We start from the raw sequence: 22,884 nt of genomic DNA on the forward strand, positions 1-22,884 counted from the left end.
TAGTTTTAAACTTTCTTTTTAGAAGATTTAAAACCGAAGTTTTATTTAACTCTCTGAGGTAGTTCGTGCCTCGCTATGCGTTGTCCGCTGCGCGTCGCCATATCCCGTCTCAGTGGGGTCGCATTATAGGGAGATTCGAGCGGGGGTCAATGTTTTATTTCAGCTTTTTGACAATTAAATGAATTTAGTATGAAAGCTATACAAATAAAGGGCTACAGGATACTTTTAGTTTAAAAAACACTCATAACTTATGTATCAATTGATGATGTATTAGTAAGGTTTAAACTAAGCTGTATATTAAACAAACAACACACAGCTTTATTTAAAATTAAAGATTTATTTAGATGCTATTTCCCATACGGCAATAGAGCCTGATATTTCATTTCCAACAATTAGGAGTGGATTTCCTGTTGCACTTTGCTCTGCTGAAACGAATACCATTCCTTCAGGTGCCAAATCGCCTGTAATATTAGCTTCTTTAATTAAGCCTCTATTATAGAAGTAGTCTTCAAACTGCACATTGTATGGATTAGTAATATCGTAAACCATAATACCGCCCATGCGTTCTAAACCAACAAAAGCAAATGTACGATCGTCAATTTTACCAATGGTCAGCGCTTCAGGCTCTGCGCCTTTATCATCTGAACGTGAGTCACCTTTGTTTTCGTCTTCATTGTTATTAAATGATTCACCATGCACAGATGCTGTTATACGTGCTATATCATCACCTGAATCAAAAACCACCAGCCCATTACTGTCCCAAATGGTAAACGAACGGGCGCCATATGCATAAAGTGATTCGTATTGGCCATCGTTATTAGTATCGCCTTTTATTGTTGTTACTTTTAAGCGACCGATATCGTTATCGTCGTTATTTAAGTAATCAAAATTAGCAGCAAGCGTTAAGTCTTCAACGCGGCTCTCATCTATATAAGCTAAGCAACCATCGTCTTCATCGTAATCAAGTCCACCCTTTGCTATGCAATCGGCTTCATCTGTTGCATCAAAAAAGTATTCTCTTGCGTCACCTTCGTTGGCAGTGACTATAAAGTTTGCGCCTTTCCAACTAAAGTTTGAGATAGTATCGGGCTGGTACATACCATAAAGCCCTGGGTATGATTTAAAATTAACGCCGCCATCTTTATCTGAGGCGTCTAGTTGTAAGCTTGACCAATCTTTAAAGCCTAAGCCTTTTAGCTCAAGGCTGTTGTCCTCTAAGTTAACAATTGCAAGTGCATTGTTTTCTTGAATAGATACATAGGCGTATTTGTTATCTTTAGAAATACTGACGTATTCAGGCTCTAAATCCATAGCCACGGTGGTATTTATTAGGTTGCCGTTAATAGTACGACCATTTGGGTTTGCAAAAACTACCCCTTGCGCTTCTAGTTCGGTTTGTTTGTTGTTATAGGCTTTAAAATCAATATTTATTGCTGTATCGGCTATTACATTATTTGTTATATCGATAATACTAATAGAACCTTCAGGATCTGCGCTGTAGTCGCCACTTGGTTCGCCTTCGTTAGCAACCACTACTTTTGCACCATTGTGAGTGAACGTCACCATATCTGGTAAAAAACCGACCGTTACGTTTTTAATAAATACAGGTGAGTCGCCACTTATGTCGTAAAACGCAATTTGCCCTGCATCACCCGTGTTTTTAGCCGCCATTGCCACAGCAAGTAAATTATTGTTTTCATCAATAGCAATACTGTTTGCATCGCCTTGGGTGTGCTCGCTTAAAGACAACGTAATGGCCGAGGTTAAGTTAGTAACGTTTATAACCCCTTCGTTATCTTTAACTAGAGCTTCGGTATCAAAGGTGTCGGCGGGTAGAATATTAACAACAGCGTCATCGCCTGAACTGTTAATAGCGTAAATCCATTTTTTAGATGCTTGATATGCAACTATTTCAGCTGCTCCTTCTGGACTTTGTGCATTTAGTACACCTCTACCCACAAGGTTAATATTTAATGCTGAGTTTGCATTTATACCATTTAGCCCATTAGTTCCATCTGTGCCTTGCTCTCCCTGTAATCCTTGAGAACCGTTTTGACCATCGTCACCATCAAGTGAGCAACCAGTAAGAACAGATATAAGTGACAGCGCAATAATTGATTTTTTAAACATGTGATTTTCCTTAGTATTGTATTTGCTAAATATCAACACACAGGCATGACAAGATTATGGCAATTTTAATACAGCCTCTTACTCTAAGTAATTAGCTTAAACGCTAGCTGCGTTATTAAAATTAAAGCGGCCGTATAGCCAATCGTTTTTACAGTCGAGGAATACTCTCGTTTAATTGCAACTCCTAGCAAAGGTCTAAATACATCAATACGTGTAATACCCCATGTAAAAACACCACAGAAAAACCAAGTCCCTAAAATAATGATGAATGGTTCAGCAACAGGCCCTAAATTTAAAGGCTGTAGTAAAAAACATAAAATAATCAAAATGCTTTGATGCAATAAATAAAAGGGAAATACCCATGCATTGAGCTGCTTTAAATAGTCGGTATTAAAATTTAAAAATCGGTGAGCGAGCGCAAGTACAAAAAACACACCTACGATACGTTGAATATTGTAGCTACCAATTAAAACAAAATGAGGGAGAGTAAACGCCTTCTGATAACTTAATATTATAAGTACAAACAAAACCGAAAAACACGAAGCCAGTAATACCAAATTTTTATTTAAGCAGTTCCAAAAGTAAGTGTTTTTAGCAAGTATGTATCCTGCGAGTAGCAGTATTAAGCCGTTAGTTTCTCTAATTGAATCGCCAGTTAAGTAATGGCTTGTAAATAGTACGGCAATAATAAGTAAGGTAATTAAAAGCCCAAATGACATACCCCCTTTAACAAAGGTCTTTAAAGGCGCAATAAAAGGCAAGCGTGCAAAAAGAGTTAAAGCAATAATGATCAGCATAAATTGCCACAACGAGCGCAAATACCATAAGTGATTTACATCAACATGCGGCCACACCCCTGGCTGATAATTACTAAAAAGCGTATTGTTAGTTTCTATAAAAGCTAAATAAAATTGCCAATAACTAATATCAATAACACCTTGCTGCGACATTTCTGCAAACAGCTGAAAAGGCACTATTAGCCATAATCCCACCAGCAAGGGTAATAGTAAAAAAATGGAACGATTTAAAGTGAACAATAACCAAGGCTTAAAGCCGCTTACTTTATCAATCATAAAACGCAGTGCTACGCCCGATATAAACCAAATGAGCAACATGCGCCAAGGTGAAAACACCAACATTAAATATTCAATATACTGCGATGTGTAATTACTTTTAAAATGAAACCCCCAGTTTTCGCTATACAACATGCCAATGTGATAAAAAATTAGCGACGCAAATGCGATTACCCTAAGCCAATCAAGATAATATTTACGCGAATTAACTAATAAAGGGTGTTGTGTTTGAGTGCTCATGCTTTTACTACTTAATAAATGTTATGCGCTATTGATACCTAAAGCTCTCGCTAAAACTATCTATAAGTGCTTATATTACAAGCAATAGTGATAAAAGGTGGTATACAGGGATAAGCGTGCCACATCAGCAATAAGCATATATTTATGAACCTACAGCACTTTCAACGTTTTCAGAGCATTTACGCATCAGTATTACTGTGTGCTTACGTATTAATTAATAATACAGTAAACGCTACAACCCAAATAATGGAAGCCCAAAGAGAGGGTGTTTTAACATTTTTAATGTGGGAACCTTTTGTTTGGGAGTATTCAAGTGCCTTGAGTACTTTACTTATATTCCCTATTTTAATTTGGTTTTTAAGACACTTACCTTTTAATTGGCAAAACATTACAGCCTCATTAGGTATGTACTTTGGTGCCTCTATTATATTTAGCGTGTTACACATTGGTATTATGGTAGGGGTTCGTAAATTAATATATTTGTTGAATGATGGGTCTTACAACTTTGGCCTTAGCTGGTTTGAGCTTATTTATGAATACCAAAAAGACGCTATAAGCTTTGTGTTTTTTATTGTGCTTATCAAAGTATATCAATATGTCGTGCAGCAATTATTAGGTGAAGCTTCTTCAATTGAAGAAAGTGAGCAGCAAACAACTTCGACTATAAATCGCTTATTGGTTAAAAAGCTCGGAAAAGAATTCATTATAAAAATAGAGGATGTTGATTGGCTTGAATCGTCGGGTAATTATGTAAACCTACATATAGGCTCACGCATATATCCTTTAAGGGCAACGCTTACAGCATTGAGCAAACAACTTGAAGTGCAGGGGTTTTGTAGAATTCACCGCAGCCATGGCGTAAAACTCGATAAAGTAGAGTCCATTACACCACTACCCAGTGGCGACAGTGAAATTAAATTAACAACAGGTAAAGTACTTAACTTGTCTAGACGTTATAAAGAGCAATTTAAACTTCAGCTGAAATAAAAAAGGCTACCTAAGTAGCCTCTTATTGCTATTTTTTAACTGGGCGTTTCCAACCCGTTAAATTACGCTGTTTAGAACGTGCTATTGCTAGTTGATCATCTTCAACGGTACTGGTGATCACAGAGCCTGCACCAATTGTTGCAGTTGCACCTATATTTACTGGGGCAACAAGTGATGAATTAGAACCAATAAAGGCGTTATCACCAATAATAGTTTTTGCTTTGTTAACGCCATCATAATTACAGGTAATAGTCCCCGCGCCAATATTCACTTTTTCGCCAATTTCAGCATCACCCAAGTAGCTTAAATGATTAGCTTTAGAGCCTTTACCTAGACGAGTTTTTTTCATCTCTACAAAGTTACCAATGTGCGAGTCTTCTTCCATTACAGCACCAGGGCGAAGGCGGGCATAAGGACCCAGCGTACATTTATCTGCAACTGTGGCATCGTCAATCAGTGTATTAGCTTTAATGACAACGTTATCGCCAATGCTACAGTTTTTAAGTACGCAGTTTGGACCTATTTGTACATTGTTACCAAGCGTAACAGTGCCTTCAAAAATAACGTTTACGTCAATAAGCACATCTTCACCGGTGGTCACTGTTCCACGCACATCAATACGCGCAGGATCAGCAAGTGTTGCACCATTTAGCATTAGCTCTTCTGCTTGCCATGCTTGGTAAGCGCGCTCAAGACCTGCAAGTTGTACGCGGTTGTTTGCGCCTTCAACTTCCATTGCATGGTCTGGCTGAGCTGATGTAATTTCTACACCTTCACTGTGAGCCATTGCAACGATATCTGTAAGGTAGTATTCGCCTTGTGCATTATTGTTAGATAAGTTGCCTAACCATGTTTTTAACAGCTTACCGTTAACCGCCATAATGCCGGTGTTTACTTCGTTAATTAGTAATTGCTCTGGGCTTGCATCTTTTTGCTCAACAATACCGACTAATTTACCACCGGCACGAAGCATGCGACCATAGCCATTTGGGTTTACCAAGTTTACCGTTAATACAGCTAAACCATTTTTAGGTGTTGCAGCTAATAAACGCTCGAGTGTTGATTGCTTTGTTAGTGGTACATCACCGTATAAAATTAATACCGTGTCTTCATCATTAATATGAGGGTTAGCTTGCGCTACTGCGTGGCCAGTACCAAGTTGTTCTGCTTGGAGTACCCAATTTACATCGTTATCGGCAAGTTGTTGTTGTAATAGTTCGCCGCCGTGTCCGTAAACTAAGTTTGTGGTTGTTGCACCTAATGCCATCGCATTATCAATAACATGCTGCACCATTGGTTTACCTGCAACGTTGTGCAGAACTTTAGGTAGAGCAGAGCGCATACGAGTACCTTTACCCGCAGCAAGAATAACAGTTGTTAGAGCCATTAAAACAATTTCCTTTTTTCGTTGTTTTAGCTAAATAAGTCTTATGTATGATCAGAAGATTACGTAAACCACTTCTTGTGCAAATACTCAGTAGCTTATTTTACTAGCACTGAATCTTGACTGAAAAAATAGACTTAATTGAATGGCGTTATTGTAGCGAGGATTGGTTAAGGATATAAGTGTAAATGTGTAGATAACAATCTGACTAAGGTATTTAGTGTAAATACAAAAGTAACAGGCACAAAAAAGCCCACTTAAAGTGGGCTTTTTAAAAACCGGATAGGCTTACTTGTGACGTAATTGCTGAATTACGCGTAACTGAGCAACTGCTTCTGCCAGTCGCGTAGCCGCTTGCTGATAATCAAACTCAACAGCTGACGAATTCGCCATATGTTCTTCAGCTTCACGTTTAGCTTTTTGTACTGAATCTTCATCTAAATCTTCACCACGAACTGCAGTATCTGCAAGAATCGTGATGTGATTTGGTTGAACTTCTAATGTACCGCCAGCAACATATATCACATCTTCGTGACCAAATTGCTTAACTAAACGTACCATACCAGGTTTAAGGGCAGTTAGTAGTGGAGCATGACCTAGGTTTACACCTAGCTCGCCTTCACTACCAGATACTTGAATCGATTCAACAAGACCAGAGAACAAACTCTGTTCTGCGCTTACTACGTCAAGATGTACAGTCATCGCTGTCATACTACCCTCCTAGTTACATGCCTTTGGCTTTTTCTTGAGCTTCTTCGATAGAGCCAACCATGTAGAACGCTTGCTCTGGAAGGTCATCAAACTCGCCGTTTAAAATGCCTTTAAAGCCAGCAATTGTATCTTTTAGTGATACGTATTTACCAGACGCGCCTGTAAACACCTCTGCCACGAAGAATGGCTGAGATAGGAAACGTTGGATTTTACGTGCACGAGATACAAGTTGCTTATCTTCGTCAGAAAGCTCGTCCATACCTAGGATTGCAATGATGTCTTTAAGTTCTTTATAACGCTGAAGAACTGTTTGAACGCCACGTGCAATACCATAGTGCTCTTCACCAATTACTTGTGGATCAAGCTGACGTGAAGATGAATCAAGTGGGTCTACCGCTGGGTAGATACCAAGTGATGCGATATCACGTGAAAGTACTACTGTTGCGTCTAAGTGAGCAAAGGTAGTTGCTGGAGATGGATCTGTTAAATCATCCGCAGGTACGTATACCGCTTGGATTGAAGTAATTGAACCCGTCTTAGTAGACGCGATACGCTCTTGAAGCACACCCATTTCTTCAGCAAGTGTAGGCTGGTAACCTACCGCTGATGGCATACGACCAAGTAGTGCAGATACTTCTGTACCAGCAAGCGTATAACGGTAGATGTTATCTACGAAGAAAAGTACATCGCGACCTTCGTCACGGAACTTTTCAGCCATAGTAAGACCTGTTAACGCTACGCGTAAACGGTTACCTGGAGGCTCGTTCATCTGACCGTATACAAGCGATACTTTATCAAGTACGTTTGAATCGTTCATCTCATGGTAGAAATCGTTACCTTCACGTGTACGCTCACCAACACCTGCGAATACTGAGTAGCCGCTGTGCTCGATTGCGATGTTACGGATAAGTTCCATCATGTTTACGGTTTTACCAACACCGGCACCACCGAATAAACCAACCTTACCACCTTTAGCAAACGGACATACAAGGTCGATAACCTTGATACCAGTTTCTAAAAGTTCAACTGAACTTGATTGCTCTTCGTAAGAAGGCGCTGCACGGTGAATAGACATACGGTCTTCTTCGCCGATTGGACCCGCTTCATCGATTGGCTCACCAAGTACGTTCATGATACGACCAAGTGTTGCAGTACCAACTGGAACTTGAATCGATTCACCTGTATTCATAACTAAAGCACTACGACGTAAACCATCAGTAGTACCCATAGCGATAGTACGCACTACACCGCCACCTAGCTGTTGTTGGACTTCTAAAGTCAAACCAGCTAAATCGCCATCTGTAACTCTTAGTGCGTGGTATACCGCTGGCACGCTATCTTGTGGAAATTCAATATCCACAACGGCGCCGATAATTTGGACGACCTTACCTAAACTCATGTCTATTCCTCTCGTTAATCTTTACCCGAAGCATTAAACTGCTGCTGAGCCAGAACAAATCTCACTAATTTCTTGTGTGATTGCTGCTTGGCGAGCCTTGTTATAAACAAGCTGTAGCTCATCCATAAGGTCACCGGCGTTATCTGTTGCAGCTTTCATTGCAACCATACGAGCAGCTTGTTCAGAGGCAGCATTTTCTACTACACCTTGGTATGCTTGAGACTCAATAAAGCGTACTAACAAAGACTCTAAAATAGCCTCTGGGTTTGGCTCGTATAAGTAATCCCATGTGTGAGCAGATACTTCTTCTTCAGCTTTTGGCAAAGGGAGTAACTGATCTATAATTGGCTCTTGCTTCATGGTATTAACGAACTTGTTATATACCAAGAATAAACGGTCTATTTTGCCTTCAGAAAATGCATCAAGCATTATTTTTACAGGACCAATAACGTCTTGTACTGAAGGTTTATCTCCTAGGCCCGCTTTTTTAGCGAGTAGTTGACCACCAAAACGTTGGAAGAAACCAGCTGCTTTACTACCTAAAGTAGCAAACTCAGCATCAACACCTTTTTCTTTCCACGCTTTAACATCAAGTGCAACTTTCTTAAACTCGTTTGAGTTTAGGCCGCCACACAGACCACGGTCTGTAGAGATAACAATATAACCAACTCGTTTTACTTCACGATCTTTTAAGAACGGGTGAGTAAAATCAAGATTTGCTTGAGCAACACGACCAATTACTTCACGTAATTTGTCAGCGTATGGACGGCTTGAAGCAACGCGTTCTTGCGCCCTTTTCATTTTAGACGCAGCAACCATTTCCATTGCGCTAGTGATCTTTTGAGTATTTTTAATACTCCCGATCTTGCTTTTAATCTCTTTTCCGCTGGCCATGACTCTCTCTCCGAATCAAGGTGTGCTTTAGTTTCCTAAAGCGCACCATTAATAACTAAATTACCAAGTTTGCGTAGACTTGAACTTCGTTAGAAGTTCTTTAAGCTGCGCTTCGATCTCGGCATTTAAGTTACCAGTTTCATTGATTTGAGCCACAAGCTCTGCGTATGTGCTATTTGCATAAGAAAGTAAAGCAGCTTCAAAGTCACCGATTTTCGCGATTTCGATATCTTTAAGGTAGCCTTTTTCAGCAGCAAATAACGACAAAGACATATCAGCAACAGACATTGGCGCGTACTGTTTCTGCTTCATTAGCTCTGTTACACGCTCACCATGCTCAAGTTGAGCACGAGTTGCATCATCAAGGTCAGACGCGAACTGCGAGAACGCAGCTAATTCACGGTACTGAGCTAGGGCTAGACGAATACCGCCACCTAGTTTCTTAACGATTTTAGTTTGTGCAGCACCACCAACACGCGATACCGAGATACCAGCATTTACTGCCGGACGGATACCTGAGTTGAATAAGTCAGTTTCTAAGAAGATCTGACCATCGGTGATAGAGATAACGTTAGTCGGTACGAACGCAGAAACGTCGCCGCCTTGAGTTTCAATGATTGGCAATGCCGTCAATGAACCAGTTTTACCTTTCACTTCACCATTAGTGAACTTTTCAACGTAATCAGCGTTTACACGCGATGCACGCTCTAAAAGACGAGAGTGAAGGTAGAATACGTCACCTGGGTATGCTTCACGGCCTGGTGGACGCTTAAGTAGTAATGAAATTTGACGGTAAGCAACTGCTTGCTTAGACAAATCATCATATACGATTAATGCGTTTTCACCACGGTCACGGAAGTATTCACCCATAGTACAGCCCGCGAACGGTGCTAAGTACTGAAGTGCCGCAGATTCAGAAGCAGATGCAACAACTACGATAGTATTTGCTAGTGCACCATGCTCTTCTAATTTACGAACTACGTTTGCAATAGTAGATGCTTTTTGACCAATCGCAACGTACACACACTTAACGCCTGTGTCTTTTTGATTGATGATTGCATCGATAGCTAGTGCAGTTTTACCTGTTTGGCGGTCACCGATGATAAGTTCACGTTGACCACGACCAACTGGAATCATCGCATCAATAGATTTATAACCAGTTTGAACTGGCTCATCTACAGATTTACGCTCGATTACACCTGGTGCAATTTTTTCTACAGGTTCAAACCCGTCATTATCTAGAGCGCCTTTACCATCGATTGGAGCACCTAGTGTGTTTACAACACGACCAAGTAGACCAGGACCAACAGGAACTTCTAAAATACGACCAGTTGTATATACTTTTACGCCTTCAGTAAGGTCAGCGTACGGACCCATTACTACTGCACCAATTGAGTCGCGCTCAAGGTTTAGTGCGATAGCATAACGGCTGCCAGGAAGCTCAATCATTTCACCTTGCATACAGTCAGCAAGACCGTGGATGCGGATGATACCGTCAGTAACAGATACAATAGTACCTTCGTTACGAGCTTCACTTACAACTTCGAACTTCTCAATACGTTGTTTGATCAGATCTGAAATTTCAGTGGAATTAAGTTGCATGCTCTTTTTCCCAATTACGATTGTAGTGTTGTAGCTAAGCGGTTTAATTTACCGCGAATAGTACCGTCGATTACAGTGTCGCCAGACCTAATAATAAGTCCACCAACCACTGACGCGTCTTCACTACAATTCAGCTTAACTTTGCGTGCGAAACGTTTTTCAAGTGCCGCTACCAATGACTCTTGTTGCGCAGCAACAAGAGGAGTTGCAGAAATCACATCTACTTCGATTTCTTTATCGTATTCTGCTTTAAAATCAGCAAATAACTGTGCAACTTCAGGTAGAGCTGTCAAACGTCCATTTTCAGCCATCACCTTAACTAGGTTCTGACCTTGTTCGTTGAGCTGCTCAGCACAAAGTTGAATAAATAATTCAGCTTGTGCAGTAGCTGTAGGCATACTCGCTAAAACAGATGATGCTTGCTCATTACTGGCTACATGGCCAGCAAAGAACAACATATCGTTCCAGCTTTCAAGAGTGCCTTTCTCAACGGCAAGTTCAAAAGCCGCTTTAGCGTATGGGCGAGCGATAGTAGTCAAATTAGACATGCTCATACCCTCCTAATTACAGCTCAGCGACAAGTTTTTCAACGATGTCACTATGTGCGGCTTGATTAATTTCACGCTCTAAAATACGTTCTGCACCAATCACAGCCAGCGTTGCTACTTGTTTACGTAGCTCTTCTGTTATGCGATTACGTTCAGACTCAACTTCAGAGTGCCCTTGAGCAATGATACTTTCACGCTCTTGCTGACCACGAAGTGTTTCTTCGTCAACAATTAGCACTGCACGCTTTTTAGCTTGATCAATGATATCTGCCGCTTGAGCTTTTGCATCTTTAAGCTGTTCAGCAGCTTTCTTTTGCGCAAGTTCTAAGTCTTTTTCGGCTCTATCAGAGGCAGCTAAACCATCTTCGATTTTTTTCTGGCGAGCTTCAATTGCACCGTTTAGTGGTGGCCATACGTATTTCATACAAAATAATACGAACACCGTAAACGCAATCAATTCACCGATAAGAGTGGCGTTTAAATTCACAACCGCTCCTCCTTAAATAGTAAGCTGTTCAAAAAATAAAATTAAAGTACGAACAACAATACCATAGCGATACCAACACCAATCATTGCTACAGCATCGATTAGACCAGCAAGGATAAACATTTTAACTTGTAGCGAAGGTGCAAGCTCAGGTTGACGCGCACATGCTTCAAGGAATTTACCGCCCATGTTACCAAAACCGATTGCTGTGCCGATTGCACCAAAACCAATTAGTAAAGCTACTGCGATGTACTTAATTGCTTCAGGCATTGATAATACTTGTTCCATTTTTTTCTCCAAAGTTTCAATTGTAAATTAAAGTTAAATATTAAAAGTTATAAAAATTAAAGTTGTAAATTAGTGATTATCTGAGCTTGCCATGCTTAGGTATACAATCGTTAGCATCATAAATAAGAATGCTTGTAATGTAATAACTAAGATGTGGAATACTGCCCAAACAAAATGCAATGGTAATTGCATAAAACCGATAGCGCCGATCAAGATGAAAATCAACTCACCCGCATATAAGTTACCAAACAAACGTAGTGCTAATGAAAACGGTTTAGAAACGAGTGCAATCAGTTCAAGTAATAAGTTAAATGGTATCAAAATAATTTGAACCAGCATGTTATTTGAGCTGAACGGATGAAGCGTTAACTCTTTAATAAACCCGCCAATGCCTTTTATTTTGATTGAGTAACCAATCATCAAAATAAATACACCTAGCGCTAGCGCTGAAGTCATATTGATATCAGTAGTAGGTACAATTTTCATGTACACATCGTGTGAATCCATACCAAATGCAGTTTCACCAACGAAACCTGCAAATGCTGGTAAAAAGTCAACTGGGATTAAATCCATTAAGTTCATTAAGAACACCCAAACGAAAATCGTTAAGGCTAATGGTGCAATAAGCTTGCTTCTACCATGGAAAGTATCGCGTACGTTGTCACCAACGAATTCTACGATTATTTCAATAAAACACTGAAACTTACCAGGTACACCTAGTGTTGATTTTTTAGCGGCACTACGGAAGATCCATAAAAATAATAGACCTAATCCGATAGACCATGCGAGGGTATCTATATGCCATGTCCAGAAACCACTATCCGTACATGCTTTGTTGAAGGCGAGACCTGTATCGGTCGAACACATCTTAGCATTGGTCAAATGGTGCTGGATATGGCCAGATAGAGTAACTTCTTCTGCTGCCATGTTATATCCCAAAAGTTAATGTTTAAAAAAAACGGGTGCGAACAATCCAGTAAATAGCGCCAGTATATAAGTACTAAAAAAAGGTAATAAAATTACCGGAAAATGCTTCAGTACTAGCGCAAACAATACGATTGTTAGCATAAACTTTAATCCGTTGCCGCGTTTCAACGAGGCATACGCTTGATTTGCTCGGCTTGCACCCATATATCTGAATGCATAAAGCGCAAATACAAAGTGCGGAAGTACTGCTACAGCTCCACCAACAAGTGATGAAAGCCCTGCATTGACTCCCGAACTAAAAAAAATAATTACAGCAGCAACTAATGCTACAACACCCTGAAGGCAAATTAACTTTAATACGGCAAGTCGATATGGACTTGCTAACTTGTCAGTCACGTTTAGTTAACCTTTATTGCGTTCTAATTGTTAGGGTGTGAAAACTGGCGAAATTATACTTAATCCTGCCAGTTTTGCAACTTGAGTAGACGCTTTGTAACACGAAATAGCTACAAATGTCCCTTTTCAGACATGTAATAAATTAATGGTGGGTATTGTCGTGATTGATATGATTTAAAATGCCGTCAAGTTCGTCTAAATTAGTATAAGAAATAACAAGCTTACCTTTGCCTTTTTTATTGTAGTTAATCTCAACTTTGGCACCTAGGTTTTCAGCGAGTTGTTGCTCTAACTGCTTAACATCAGGATCTTTTTCGGTTACTTCTTTAGCAGGTACAGGCTCTAAAATAGAACGTACGAGCTTTTCCGTTTCTCGAACGGTTAGTGCTTTAGCAACCGCTAAGCGAGCAGCATCTGACTGCGCTTCACCTTCAAGAGCTAACAGGCAACGAGCATGGCCCATTTCGATATCGCCATGTTCTAACAGAATTTTTACATCGCTATTTAAATTATTTAAGCGCAGTAAGTTAGTCACTGTTGTACGTGATTTACCAACGGCATCGGCTACTTGCTGATGTGTTAGTTCAAACTCTATAAGTAAACGATTAAGTGCAACCGCTTCTTCCATAGCATTTAAATCTTCACGCTGAATATTTTCTATCAGTGCAATAGCAACAGCTGCTTCATCAGGTACATCTTTAATAATACAAGGTACTGTTTCAAGCTTAGCTATTTGCGCAGCGCGCCAACGACGCTCACCAGCAATAATTTCAAAGCTATTGTGTGCAATAGGGCGCACAACAATGGGTTGAATAATACCTTGTGAGCGAATAGAACTAGCAAGCTCTTCTAACGCCTCTTCAGACATGTCTTTACGAGGTTGGTATTTACCAGAGTGTAAAAACTCTATTGGGAGTTTTTGTAATTCACTATTATTAGCCGCAGCATTTTGCACAGCCTCAGAAACGTTTGATGTGTCTTGTTCCTTGCTTGGGCTTGGTGCAGGCTTTGACGAACTTAAAAGTGCATCGAGTCCTCGGCCTAAACCTCGTTTTTTAGCAGACATGTTATTTTTTTACCTCAAAGTTAGGCGACAACGGACGCTGTTTTTTCTTTTCTGCGTAACATTTCACCAGCGAGTGCTAAATATGCTTTAGCGCCACTTGATGCCCGGTCATAGTACATAGCAGGAGTACCAAAACTAGGTGCTTCAGCTAAACGAACATTACGCGGGATCACCGTACGGTATACCTTATCGCCAAAATGTTGTTTTAATTGTTCTGATACGTCATTTGCTAAACGATTACGCGGATCGTACATAGTACGAAGTATGCCTTCAATTTGTAAGCTAGGGTTTACTAACTTAGCAAGTTGCGTAATCGTATCCATTAATGCGGTTAACCCTTCAAGTGCATAATACTCACACTGCATTGGCACTAAAATAGAATCAGCTGCGGCCATTGCGTTAACAGTTAACATATTTAGAGAGGGCGGACAGTCGATAAAAATAAATTCGTACTGGTCCTGAATTTTTTCAAGTGCGTTGCGTAAACGCACTTCACGGGCAAATAATTCCATAAGTTTAACTTCTGCAGCGGTAACATCACCGTTTGCGGCAATCATATGGTATTCACCAGACGTTTCTTTGATGATAACGTCTTCTATAGGCTTATCTTCAATAAGTAAGTCGTAAATAGTTGGCACGTCGCCATATTTATCTACGCCACTACCCATAGTCGCATTACCTTGCGGATCGAGATCAATTAACAGCACTTTACGTTTCGTTGCAGCCATAGACGCAGCGAGGTTAACAGCGGTTGTAGTTTTACCCACTCCACCTTTTTGATTTGCTAATGCGATGACTTTTGCCACGGTGTCTCTGATCCCTAGTCTTTAGAAAGAATAATTAAATGTCGTTGTGCATCTAAATTAGGTACTTCTAATGCAATTTTTTGCTCAAACTTAACGCCTGCAGGAAGTGACTCTAGCTCTTCGCTAGGAAACACGCCTTTAAGTGCTATAAATTTACCCGAATGATCGATTAAGTGCGAACACCAGTCAACCATATCTTGTAATGAAGCAAAAGCACGACTTAGTACGCCGTCTAATTTAACACTTGGTTGATATTCTTCAACTCTTGACTGAACCGGGGTTACATTATCAAGACCAAGCTCATGTTTAACATGCATTAAAAATCGTACACGTTTACCTAAGCTATCTAATAACACAAAGTGTGTATTAGGCAATGCTATTGCTAATACGATACCCGGTAAGCCAGGACCCGTACCAACATCAATATAATGATGACCGGGTAAGTGAGGCGCAACAACTAAGCTATCCATAATATGCTTAATCATCATTTCTTCAGGTAAGCGTACTGAAGTTAAGTTATAAGCCTTATTCCACTTATTCAATAACTCGACGTAACGAACTAGCTGTTGCTGTTGTTTTTCTGTTAGCGCAATATCAGTTTGCGCTAACAATGTAGTTAATTGTTGCTGTAACACTATGTACCCTTATCGTTACGCAGATTTGCGTAATAAGCCTTGCTTCTTCAGATACACTAATAATAGCGAAATCGCCGCTGGGGTGATACCAGAAATACGCGATGCTTGACCAATAGTGTCAGGACGCGATTCAATAAGCTTGGCAACTACCTCATTTGACAAACCAGATACGGTTTTATAATCAAACTCTTTTGGTAAAATTGTTTGCTCATGACGAAGCTGTTTGTTGATCTCATCTTGTTGACGCGCAATGTAACCTGCGTACTTAGTATGGATCTCAACTTGTTCAAGTGCTGCTTTGTTTGTAAATTCAGATCCTAATCCTTCTATAGCCATAAGATCGTTATAACGAATCTCTGGGCGACGAAGTAATTCTTCTAAACTTGCTTCACGTGTAAGCGGTGTTTTCAGTAATGCATTTACTTGATCTACAACGGCGTGATCTTTATGAATCCACGTATCTTTAATGCGTTGCTTCTCTTTTTCGATTACTTCCATTTTTTCGTTAAATGCCTGCCAGCGTTCGTCATTAACTAAACCTAGTTCACGGCCTTTTTCAGTTAAACGAATATCAGCATTATCTTCACGAAGTAATAAACGGTATTCGGCACGACTGGTAAACATGCGGTATGGTTCTTTTGTACCCAGTGTTGCTAAGTCGTCGATTAATACACCAACGTAAGCTTCATCACGACGTGGTGTCCAAGAATCTTTGCCTTGTACTTTTAGTGCAGCATTCATACCTGCAATTAAGCCTTGTGCACCCGCTTCTTCATAGCCGGTAGTACCGTTAATTTGACCCGCAAAAAATAAACCTTCAATAAATTTAGTTTCTAAAGATTGTTTTAAATCACGTGGATCAAAGTAATCATATTCAATTGCGTAACCAGGTCGACAAATATGTGCATTTTCAAAACCTGTAATCGATTGCACAATTTCAAGTTGTACATCAAACGGTAAACTAGTCGAAATACCATTTGGGTATAATTCGTATGATGTTAAACCTTCAGGTTCAACAAATATTTGATGTTTATCTTTATCTGCAAAACGAACAATTTTATCTTCAATTGAAGGGCAGTATCGTGGACCAATACCTTCAATAACACCTGAGTACATAGGTGAGCGATGTAAGTTTTTACGAATAACATCATGTGTTTTTTCGTTTGTGTAAGTTATGTAACACGGTATCTGTTGTGGGTGATCTGATTGTTTACCCATAAACGAAAACACAGGAGTTGGTGTATCACCTGGCTGTGCTTCCATTTTTGTAAAATCAACAGTACGTGCATCAATACGTGGAGGTGTACCTGTTTTTAAACGATCCACTCTAAATGGATGTTCACGTAAGCGATCAGCTAAAGCGATTGAAGGAGGATCGCCTGCACGACCGCCTTTATAATTTTCTAAACCAATATGAATTAAGCCGCCTAAAAAAGTACCCACGGTTAAAACAACACTTGGTGCACTAAAACGTAAACCCATTTGAGTTACTACGCCAGTAACACGATCGTTTTCAACAATAAGATCATCACATGATTGTTGAAAAATCTTAAGGTTATCTTGGTTTTGTAATGTTGTTTGAATAGCCGCTTTGTACAAAGCGCGATCTGCTTGTGCTCGAGTAGCACGAACAGCAGGTCCTTTTGAAGAATTTAGTGTACGAAATTGGATCCCGCCTTTATCAATGGCCTGTGCCATTGCACCACCAAGAGCGTCGATCTCTTTTACCAAATGACCTTTGCCAATCCCACCAATTGCTGGGTTGCAAGACATTTGACCAAGGGTATCCATATTGTGAGTCAGTAGCAGGGTATTCATCCCCATACGGGCAGCTGCTAATGCGGCTTCAGTGCCAGCATGTCCACCACCTACTACGATAACGTCAAAATTTTCGTGAAAAATCATTAATGGGATCCTACTTAAATCAAACCGGTAAACTTCAAAAGGGAGCGTATTCTACCTAGAAATTGGCAGAAGATAAATGATTAAACAAAGGGCAAGATCTAAGTATGTGATCTCTAATAATATAAAGGATCTTTTAAAGAGATCTTTTATTACTATTACTACTACTGATCGACTTTTCTGTTGATAAGGTTTAGATCTTCATTTAAAACATGAAATTAGATCAGATCTAAAGGTGTTAATATGATCGGATCATCCAGCAAATAAGCTCTGATCAAAAAGGCACTTTATGCACAGGGTTGAATCAGTTGGATCTTATCCAATGGATAAGCATGCTTTAAAACGCAGTTTATTCAATCTTTATCCACAAAACCTATTAAATTATTAGTAAATTGTGGGTAACTTTATATATAACTTTTTACTTGATCTATCTATTTTATGCCTGTTTGAGCTATCCAAGAGTCTAACCATGTTAATGCAGTGTCTTCTGGTAGTGCTTCATCGAGAATATTAAGTTCTAAACGTTCTGCTACTTTTATAGCGCCTTTTTGAGTTAATAAGGCATCTATATTACGTCCTGCTAGGTTATAAGTGTCATAACTAGTGTCGCCTAAAGCGATTACTGAATATTTTAATTCAGATAAATCATCTGCTTGAGTTACATCTTCAACAAAACTAATAAGATTTTCAGGGTAATCACCTGCACCATAAGTTGATGTGCAGATTAACCAAATGGTATTTTGCTGATCAATATCGTTAAATTCAGGTTGATCATGTAGTTGCGTAGTAATACCAAGGTTATTAAGCGCGTCGCTTAATTGCTCTGCAACATACTCGGCTGATCCCATTTGGCTGCCGACAATAAGATTTACTGAACTCATGAATATTAGTGATCACATTGGTTTTAATTGCCGCCTATGATAACTGAGTGAGGATAACAGTAAAGTTAAGAGTGCTTTTTTGTATAACTATTTTTGCGGTAATTTTACACTCATTCAAAATTGCTTCTCTAAGTTGTTGATAATGTAGTATTTAACAAATTATCTTTAAATGTAATCTTCTGATCAAGTTGTTGATAACAGTGGGGAAAGCTCTGCTTAAACTGCTTTTTTAGGTTGTTTTATATTCGCTAAGTTATTGATATTACTTGTCAGTAAAGAATTAAATTGTAAATATCTTAATTAAAAATACATGTTGATCATAATGTGGATATAAAGCCTGTTGATAACCTTAAATTTAGATCGAAAATAATTTTTAAAAATGATCTAATAAAGCAGATCTAATGAAATTAATTAAAAATAAGTTCATAAATAGATAAATTACAATTGATCATGAGGTTTTTGCAGCTGATTTACCTAGTTTTGGTATTTATTTGAGCTGAAAATTAGGTATTGTGGATAAGTGATCTCGGTATTTTTAATTTTATGCGAGTTTAGAGCTGCTATTTTTATTAATTTTGCTGGTGGAGTAAGCAGATCAAAAGTTTTGAATACTTAGCAGTTGAGTTATTTTATTTAAAAATCACAGTGATCATCAAATTATATGTTGTCAAAAGTAAGTTTTTTAGAGTACTAATCAGTGTTTTTTAGCTCTTTAATTGAGCTAATAGCATCATCTTTTGCGTGTATGAGGTGTGTTTTAGTGCATTTTTGTGAGCTAAAGTAAGTATAAAGAAGCCATTTATAACTACTTTTTGTATGACATATAACGCTATTAAAGCGTGCGGTTGTTTGAAAAGGCATTGGTTTTAGTCTTAATAATAGGTGTAATTTGTGCTATTAATTCCCCCAATAAGCACTCTCAGTATTGCCTACTCTATATAATCTGACCTCTCTTAGCACGTAACAAAGGTAGTTTTGGATATGATTTTATTGGCAGTAATTTGCAGGCATCAGGTGTATAAATACATATTTTACAGCAGAATATTTTACATAAAAAAAGAGCACCTAAGTGCTCTTATAATAAAAATATATCTGTAATAGCGTGTTTATTTACCAATACAAAACGAGCTAAATATTTTGCCAAGTAAGTCGTCTGAAGTAAATTCGCCTGTAATTTCATTTAAATGCTGTTGTGTTAAACGCAGTTCTTCAGCGAGTATTTCACCAGCAATGTGCATTTCTAATTGTGTTTTACCCGTTTCTAAATGATACGCAGCACTTTCTAGTGCATCTAAATGACGACGGCGCGCCATAAAGCCACCTTCTGTTGCGCCTTGAAAGCCTATACACGCTTTTAAATGCTCGCGAACAAGTTCAATACCGTCAGCATTTTTAGCACTTAAGCTGATTACCGGGTATTGTTGCTCTTGCTCCATTCCGACTATGTCGCCCGATAAATCAGCTTTATTTCTGATGACCGTAACCCCCATACCTTCTGGTAATTTTGCCATAAATTCAGGCCAAATTTTGTGCGGGTCAGTATCTATAGTGTCAGTGCCATCAAGCATAAATAAAACGCGGTCGGCTTGGTTTATTTCATCCCATGCACGCTCAATACCTATTTGTTCTACTCTGTCTGGGCTTTCACGTAGGCCTGCTGTATCTATAATATGCAGTGGCATACCGTCTATATGTATATGCTCTCTTAGTACGTCGCGAGTGGTACCGGCTATTTCTGTTACGATTGCGGCTTCACGACCGGCTAGAGCGTTAAGCAGGCTTGATTTACCCGCATTAGGGCGACCTGCAATAACAACACGCATACCTTCGCGCATGATGCTGCCTTGCTTGGCTTGGTTGGTTACAGTGTTAAGCTGAGTAATAATCGCGTCTAAGTCGCCTGACACTTTACCATCTGATAAAAAATCAATTTCTTCATCAGGAAAGTCTATTGCCGCTTCTACATACATACGTAAGTGAATTACTTTTTCTACGAGTGTTTCTATGTGTTTAGAAAATTCACCTTGGAGAGACTGTAGGGCGCTTTTAGCGGCTTGCTCGCTGGTAGCATTAATTAAGTCGGCGATGGCTTCTGCTTGTGTTAAATCAAGCTTGTCGTTCATAAATGCGCGCTCAGAAAACTCACCAGGCTTTGCTAAACGAACGCCCTCTATTTTACTAATTTCTTTAAGTAACATATCCAGTACTACAGGACCGCCGTGGCCTTGTAATTCAAGTACGTCTTCGCCAGTAAATGAGTTAGGACCTGCAAAGTAAATGGCAATACCTTGATCAAGTTGCTCGCCAGCAAGGCTTTTAAATGGCACATAATCGGCGTAGCGAACTTTAGGTATTTTACCTACTACTTTTTCGGCGACACTTTTAGCAAGGCTACCTGAAACGCGAATAATACCAACACCACCACGTCCAGGTGCTGTTGCTTGTGCTGCAATTGTATCTTGATTGATCATGCTATTAATTTGCCAACGATGAGTAACTTTATGCCCGTATTGTAACCTATCGATTTATTTGTAGCGAATAGCTGTGGTGAAAAACAGGCAATAAAAAAGGCGACCGAAGTCGCCTTTATATAAGTAGGAGCTTAGTTAGCCTCTTACTTTAATTCCTTTCTTTTCCATGCCACGGTAGATGATTAACATCTGGACAATAGAAATAAGGTTAGACACTAACCAGTAAAGAACTAAACCAGATGGGAACCATAAGAAGAATACAGAGAAGATAACCGGCATAAAGGTCATCATTTTTTGCTGCATTGGATCAGTAACCGTCATAGGTTGTAGCTTTTGCGTCACAAACATACTCGCACCAAATAATATTGGTAGTACGTAGTACGGGTCTTGTGCAGAAAGGTCATTTAACCAAAAAATAAATTCAGCATGGCGAAGTTCAGTAGACTCTAAGAATACGTAGAACAAGGCTAAGAAAATTGGCATTTGTAGCAAAATAGGGAAACAGCCACCCATTGGGTTAACTTTTTCTTTTTTGTACATTTCCATTGTTGCTTGGCCGAACTTTTGACGGTCATCACCAAACTTTTCTTTAAGGGCTGCCATTTTAGGCTGTAGGGCACGCATTTTTGCCATTGAAGTGTATTGCGCTTTAGTAAGTGGGTACATTAACGATTTTACGATAATAGTGATGGCAATAATTGCTACACCCCAGTTACCTAAAATGCTGTGTAGCCATTTTAGCAATACAAATAAAGGTTGCGAAATAAACCATAACCAACCGTAATCTACAGTTAGGTCTAGGTCTGGGTGAATAGCTTCAAGAATATCTGACTCTTTAGGGCCCATATAATAAGTAGCAGTTAGTGTTTGTTCACTACCAGCTTGAATATTTACAGCAGGGTCTTTAGCACCAATAATAGCGGCATTACTTTTTGTAATTAAGCTATAAATTGTATTTGATTGATCTTGCATTGGAACCCAAGCACTTACAAAGTAATGCTGAATAAAGGCAACATAACCACCTTGTGTACTTTTATTTAGGTTTTTATCAGCCATATCAGAAAAACTATACTTTTCGTAAGGTTCTTCGTCAGTACCGTATGCAGCACCTAAATAGTTTTGGTCAACCATGCTGCCTTTTTCTTGTACGGTACGCTTAATTTGCGTGTATAGCTGTACTTGAAGTGGTGTGCTTGTTGTATTGTTAACTTTGTATTCTAAACCAACATCATATTGACCTTTTTTGAATACGTACGTCTTAGTAAAGTTAACACCATTACTATCAGTAAACTGAAGTGGAACGCGAAGCTCATCACCCGTTAAGGTATATGTTTTTTGTTCGGTACTATAAGTAGGGCGACCATTAGCTGATGCATCAGGGCCATTTAAGCCAATTAAGCCACTTTGTGAAAAGTATTGTCTACCTTCAATAAGCTCACCAAGAAGCATATAAGGTGTGTTGCTACCTTTGGTATCTTCATACTGAAGAAGATCTGCTTCAACTATATCACCGCCTTTGGTGTCAATTTTAACTTTAAAAACGTCAGTGGTGATATTAATTACAGAACGTTTAGCTAAAGTTGCTGAAGCGGGTAAACCTGAATCTGACGATGAAGGGATATAATCATCCGACTCTGGTGAATTTGCTTGTAGTGTTTGTGTTGTGGCACTTGGATCGACTTTAGGCTTGTTGTAATCATTATCCCATTCTTGGAACAATAAAAACGACACTAGCATTAGGCCAATTAATAAAAACGTGCGTTGCGATTCCATAACAGCTCTTATTTCTCGTGTTGGTGGTTAATATGGGTTAATTTTTCAGGGACGGGGTCTTCTCCACCTGAATGTAAAGGATGGCATTTTAATATGCGTTTTAAAGCTAACCAACTACCTTTTATAAATCCATGCAAATTAATTGCTTGAATTGCATAATGTGAGCAGCTTGGATTAAAACGACAATGCGGACCTAACAGCGGGCTAATCCACTTTTGATAACCGCGGATAAATAACACTAAACAAAACCTCGGTAAAGCAACAAGTGGTTTAAGTAACCTCATG

At 39.3% G+C, this 22,884-nt stretch carries 21 protein-coding genes; 1 reads left to right on the forward strand and 20 read right to left on the reverse strand.

The genetic code is table 11. The features are described from left to right. Positions 1 to 336: 336 nt before the first annotated feature. Both GQR55_RS15085 and GQR55_RS15090 read right to left on the reverse strand, forming a co-directional pair. Positions 337 to 2,130: a choice-of-anchor I family protein gene (locus tag GQR55_RS15085; RefSeq protein WP_166421257.1), complete on the reverse strand. Its 1,794-nt coding sequence runs from the start codon at positions 2,128 to 2,130 to the stop codon at positions 337 to 339. Positions 2,131 to 2,213: 83 nt separating this feature from the next. Then, positions 2,214 to 3,443, reverse strand: a complete 1,230-nt coding sequence (locus tag GQR55_RS15090; RefSeq protein WP_166421258.1) for an acyltransferase family protein — start codon at positions 3,441 to 3,443, stop codon at positions 2,214 to 2,216. Between the two features lie 144 nt (positions 3,444 to 3,587). On the opposite strand from GQR55_RS15090, the gene GQR55_RS15095 reads away from it, so the two are divergent. Continuing rightward, complete coding sequence (locus tag GQR55_RS15095; RefSeq protein ID WP_166421259.1) at positions 3,588 to 4,430, forward strand: LytTR family DNA-binding domain-containing protein; 843 nt, start codon at positions 3,588 to 3,590, stop codon at positions 4,428 to 4,430. Positions 4,431 to 4,458: 28 nt separating this feature from the next. Here GQR55_RS15095 and glmU read toward each other — a convergent pair whose 3' ends face one another. The 18 genes from glmU to yidD all read right to left on the reverse strand — a co-directional run bounded on the left by glmU (position 4,459) and on the right by yidD (position 22,883). Continuing rightward, complete coding sequence (glmU, locus tag GQR55_RS15100; RefSeq protein ID WP_166421260.1) at positions 4,459 to 5,817, reverse strand: bifunctional UDP-N-acetylglucosamine diphosphorylase/glucosamine-1-phosphate N-acetyltransferase GlmU; 1,359 nt, start codon at positions 5,815 to 5,817, stop codon at positions 4,459 to 4,461. Between the two features lie 285 nt (positions 5,818 to 6,102). Next, positions 6,103 to 6,525 carry a F0F1 ATP synthase subunit epsilon gene (locus GQR55_RS15105; RefSeq protein WP_007377666.1) on the reverse strand — a complete coding sequence of 141 codons (423 nt, stop codon included), beginning with the start codon at positions 6,523 to 6,525 and terminating at the stop codon, positions 6,103 to 6,105. Positions 6,526 to 6,538: 13 nt separating this feature from the next. Then, entirely contained in the window at positions 6,539 to 7,924 is a 1,386-nt protein-coding gene (gene atpD / locus GQR55_RS15110; protein ID WP_024599969.1) for a F0F1 ATP synthase subunit beta, read from the reverse strand. Between the two features lie 33 nt (positions 7,925 to 7,957). Next, complete coding sequence (gene atpG, locus GQR55_RS15115) at positions 7,958 to 8,818, reverse strand: F0F1 ATP synthase subunit gamma (protein WP_008172041.1); 861 nt, start codon at positions 8,816 to 8,818, stop codon at positions 7,958 to 7,960. Positions 8,819 to 8,878: 60 nt separating this feature from the next. Beyond that, the gene (gene atpA, locus GQR55_RS15120; RefSeq protein ID WP_166421261.1) at positions 8,879 to 10,420 is read right to left on the reverse strand and encodes a F0F1 ATP synthase subunit alpha; all 1,542 of its coding nucleotides are present in this window, start codon (positions 10,418 to 10,420) and stop codon (positions 8,879 to 8,881) included. Positions 10,421 to 10,434: 14 nt separating this feature from the next. Next, a complete protein-coding gene (gene atpH, locus GQR55_RS15125) occupies positions 10,435 to 10,968 on the reverse strand; it encodes a F0F1 ATP synthase subunit delta (protein ID WP_166421262.1) in 534 nt (177 codons plus the stop codon). A gap of 16 nt (positions 10,969 to 10,984) precedes the next feature. Next, on the reverse strand, positions 10,985 to 11,455 hold the full coding sequence (gene atpF / locus GQR55_RS15130) for a F0F1 ATP synthase subunit B (protein WP_004335264.1): 471 nt from the start codon (positions 11,453 to 11,455) through the stop codon (positions 10,985 to 10,987). A 41-nt stretch (positions 11,456 to 11,496) separates the two neighbouring features. Then, on the reverse strand, positions 11,497 to 11,724 hold the full coding sequence (gene atpE / locus GQR55_RS15135) for a F0F1 ATP synthase subunit C (protein WP_166421269.1): 228 nt from the start codon (positions 11,722 to 11,724) through the stop codon (positions 11,497 to 11,499). 87 nt (positions 11,725 to 11,811) lie between these two features. Next, positions 11,812 to 12,669, reverse strand: a complete 858-nt coding sequence (atpB, locus tag GQR55_RS15140) for a F0F1 ATP synthase subunit A (protein ID WP_166421263.1) — start codon at positions 12,667 to 12,669, stop codon at positions 11,812 to 11,814. Between the two features lie 15 nt (positions 12,670 to 12,684). Further along, positions 12,685 to 13,065: an ATP synthase subunit I gene (locus GQR55_RS15145; protein ID WP_165729265.1), complete on the reverse strand. Its 381-nt coding sequence runs from the start codon at positions 13,063 to 13,065 to the stop codon at positions 12,685 to 12,687. A gap of 142 nt (positions 13,066 to 13,207) precedes the next feature. Next, positions 13,208 to 14,131 carry a ParB/RepB/Spo0J family partition protein gene (locus GQR55_RS15150; protein ID WP_165740116.1) on the reverse strand — a complete coding sequence of 308 codons (924 nt, stop codon included), beginning with the start codon at positions 14,129 to 14,131 and terminating at the stop codon, positions 13,208 to 13,210. A 20-nt stretch (positions 14,132 to 14,151) separates the two neighbouring features. Then, positions 14,152 to 14,937, reverse strand: coding sequence for a ParA family protein (locus GQR55_RS15155; protein ID WP_004335235.1), 786 nt, complete (start codon positions 14,935 to 14,937; stop codon positions 14,152 to 14,154). 14 nt (positions 14,938 to 14,951) lie between these two features. Then, complete coding sequence (gene rsmG, locus GQR55_RS15160) at positions 14,952 to 15,572, reverse strand: 16S rRNA (guanine(527)-N(7))-methyltransferase RsmG (protein WP_007585988.1); 621 nt, start codon at positions 15,570 to 15,572, stop codon at positions 14,952 to 14,954. Positions 15,573 to 15,587: 15 nt separating this feature from the next. Continuing rightward, complete coding sequence (mnmG, locus tag GQR55_RS15165; protein ID WP_007585991.1) at positions 15,588 to 17,477, reverse strand: tRNA uridine-5-carboxymethylaminomethyl(34) synthesis enzyme MnmG; 1,890 nt, start codon at positions 17,475 to 17,477, stop codon at positions 15,588 to 15,590. Between the two features lie 428 nt (positions 17,478 to 17,905). After that, positions 17,906 to 18,355 carry an FMN-binding protein MioC gene (mioC, locus tag GQR55_RS15170; protein ID WP_166421264.1) on the reverse strand — a complete coding sequence of 150 codons (450 nt, stop codon included), beginning with the start codon at positions 18,353 to 18,355 and terminating at the stop codon, positions 17,906 to 17,908. 1,106 nt (positions 18,356 to 19,461) lie between these two features. Next, positions 19,462 to 20,826 carry a tRNA uridine-5-carboxymethylaminomethyl(34) synthesis GTPase MnmE gene (gene mnmE / locus GQR55_RS15175; protein WP_165729271.1) on the reverse strand — a complete coding sequence of 455 codons (1,365 nt, stop codon included), beginning with the start codon at positions 20,824 to 20,826 and terminating at the stop codon, positions 19,462 to 19,464. 135 nt (positions 20,827 to 20,961) lie between these two features. Next, a complete protein-coding gene (gene yidC / locus GQR55_RS15180) occupies positions 20,962 to 22,599 on the reverse strand; it encodes a membrane protein insertase YidC (RefSeq protein WP_166421265.1) in 1,638 nt (545 codons plus the stop codon). Between the two features lie 8 nt (positions 22,600 to 22,607). Beyond that, on the reverse strand, positions 22,608 to 22,883 hold the full coding sequence (gene yidD, locus GQR55_RS15185; RefSeq protein WP_165729274.1) for a membrane protein insertion efficiency factor YidD: 276 nt from the start codon (positions 22,881 to 22,883) through the stop codon (positions 22,608 to 22,610). Position 22,884 lies beyond the last annotated feature (1 nt).

This window comes from Pseudoalteromonas sp. Z1A8 (genome assembly GCF_011378855.1).
GTDB lineage: Bacteria > Pseudomonadota > Gammaproteobacteria > Enterobacterales > Alteromonadaceae > Pseudoalteromonas.

Bases quoted from the DNA above. Each gene is read 5' to 3' on its own strand.
- GQR55_RS15085 (WP_166421257.1), bottom strand. From the start codon at position 2,130: ATGTTTAAAAAATCAATTATTGCGCTGTCACTTATATCTGTTCTTACT.
- GQR55_RS15090 (WP_166421258.1), bottom strand. From the start codon at position 3,443: ATGAGCACTCAAACACAACACCCTTTATTAGTTAATTCGCGTAAATAT.
- GQR55_RS15095 (WP_166421259.1), top strand. From the start codon at position 3,588: ATGAACCTACAGCACTTTCAACGTTTTCAGAGCATTTACGCATCAGTA.
- glmU (WP_166421260.1), bottom strand. From the start codon at position 5,817: ATGGCTCTAACAACTGTTATTCTTGCTGCGGGTAAAGGTACTCGTATG.
- GQR55_RS15105 (WP_007377666.1), bottom strand. From the start codon at position 6,525: ATGACAGCGATGACTGTACATCTTGACGTAGTAAGCGCAGAACAGAGT.
- atpD (WP_024599969.1), bottom strand. From the start codon at position 7,924: ATGAGTTTAGGTAAGGTCGTCCAAATTATCGGCGCCGTTGTGGATATT.
- atpG (WP_008172041.1), bottom strand. From the start codon at position 8,818: ATGGCCAGCGGAAAAGAGATTAAAAGCAAGATCGGGAGTATTAAAAAT.
- atpA (WP_166421261.1), bottom strand. From the start codon at position 10,420: ATGCAACTTAATTCCACTGAAATTTCAGATCTGATCAAACAACGTATT.
- atpH (WP_166421262.1), bottom strand. From the start codon at position 10,968: ATGTCTAATTTGACTACTATCGCTCGCCCATACGCTAAAGCGGCTTTT.
- atpE (WP_166421269.1), bottom strand. From the start codon at position 11,724: ATGCCTGAAGCAATTAAGTACATCGCAGTAGCTTTACTAATTGGTTTT.
- atpB (WP_166421263.1), bottom strand. From the start codon at position 12,669: ATGGCAGCAGAAGAAGTTACTCTATCTGGCCATATCCAGCACCATTTG.
- GQR55_RS15150 (WP_165740116.1), bottom strand. From the start codon at position 14,131: ATGTCTGCTAAAAAACGAGGTTTAGGCCGAGGACTCGATGCACTTTTA.
- mnmG (WP_007585991.1), bottom strand. From the start codon at position 17,477: ATGATTTTTCACGAAAATTTTGACGTTATCGTAGTAGGTGGTGGACAT.
- mioC (WP_166421264.1), bottom strand. From the start codon at position 18,355: ATGAGTTCAGTAAATCTTATTGTCGGCAGCCAAATGGGATCAGCCGAG.
- mnmE (WP_165729271.1), bottom strand. From the start codon at position 20,826: ATGATCAATCAAGATACAATTGCAGCACAAGCAACAGCACCTGGACGT.
- yidC (WP_166421265.1), bottom strand. From the start codon at position 22,599: ATGGAATCGCAACGCACGTTTTTATTAATTGGCCTAATGCTAGTGTCG.
- yidD (WP_165729274.1), bottom strand. From the start codon at position 22,883: ATGAGGTTACTTAAACCACTTGTTGCTTTACCGAGGTTTTGTTTAGTG.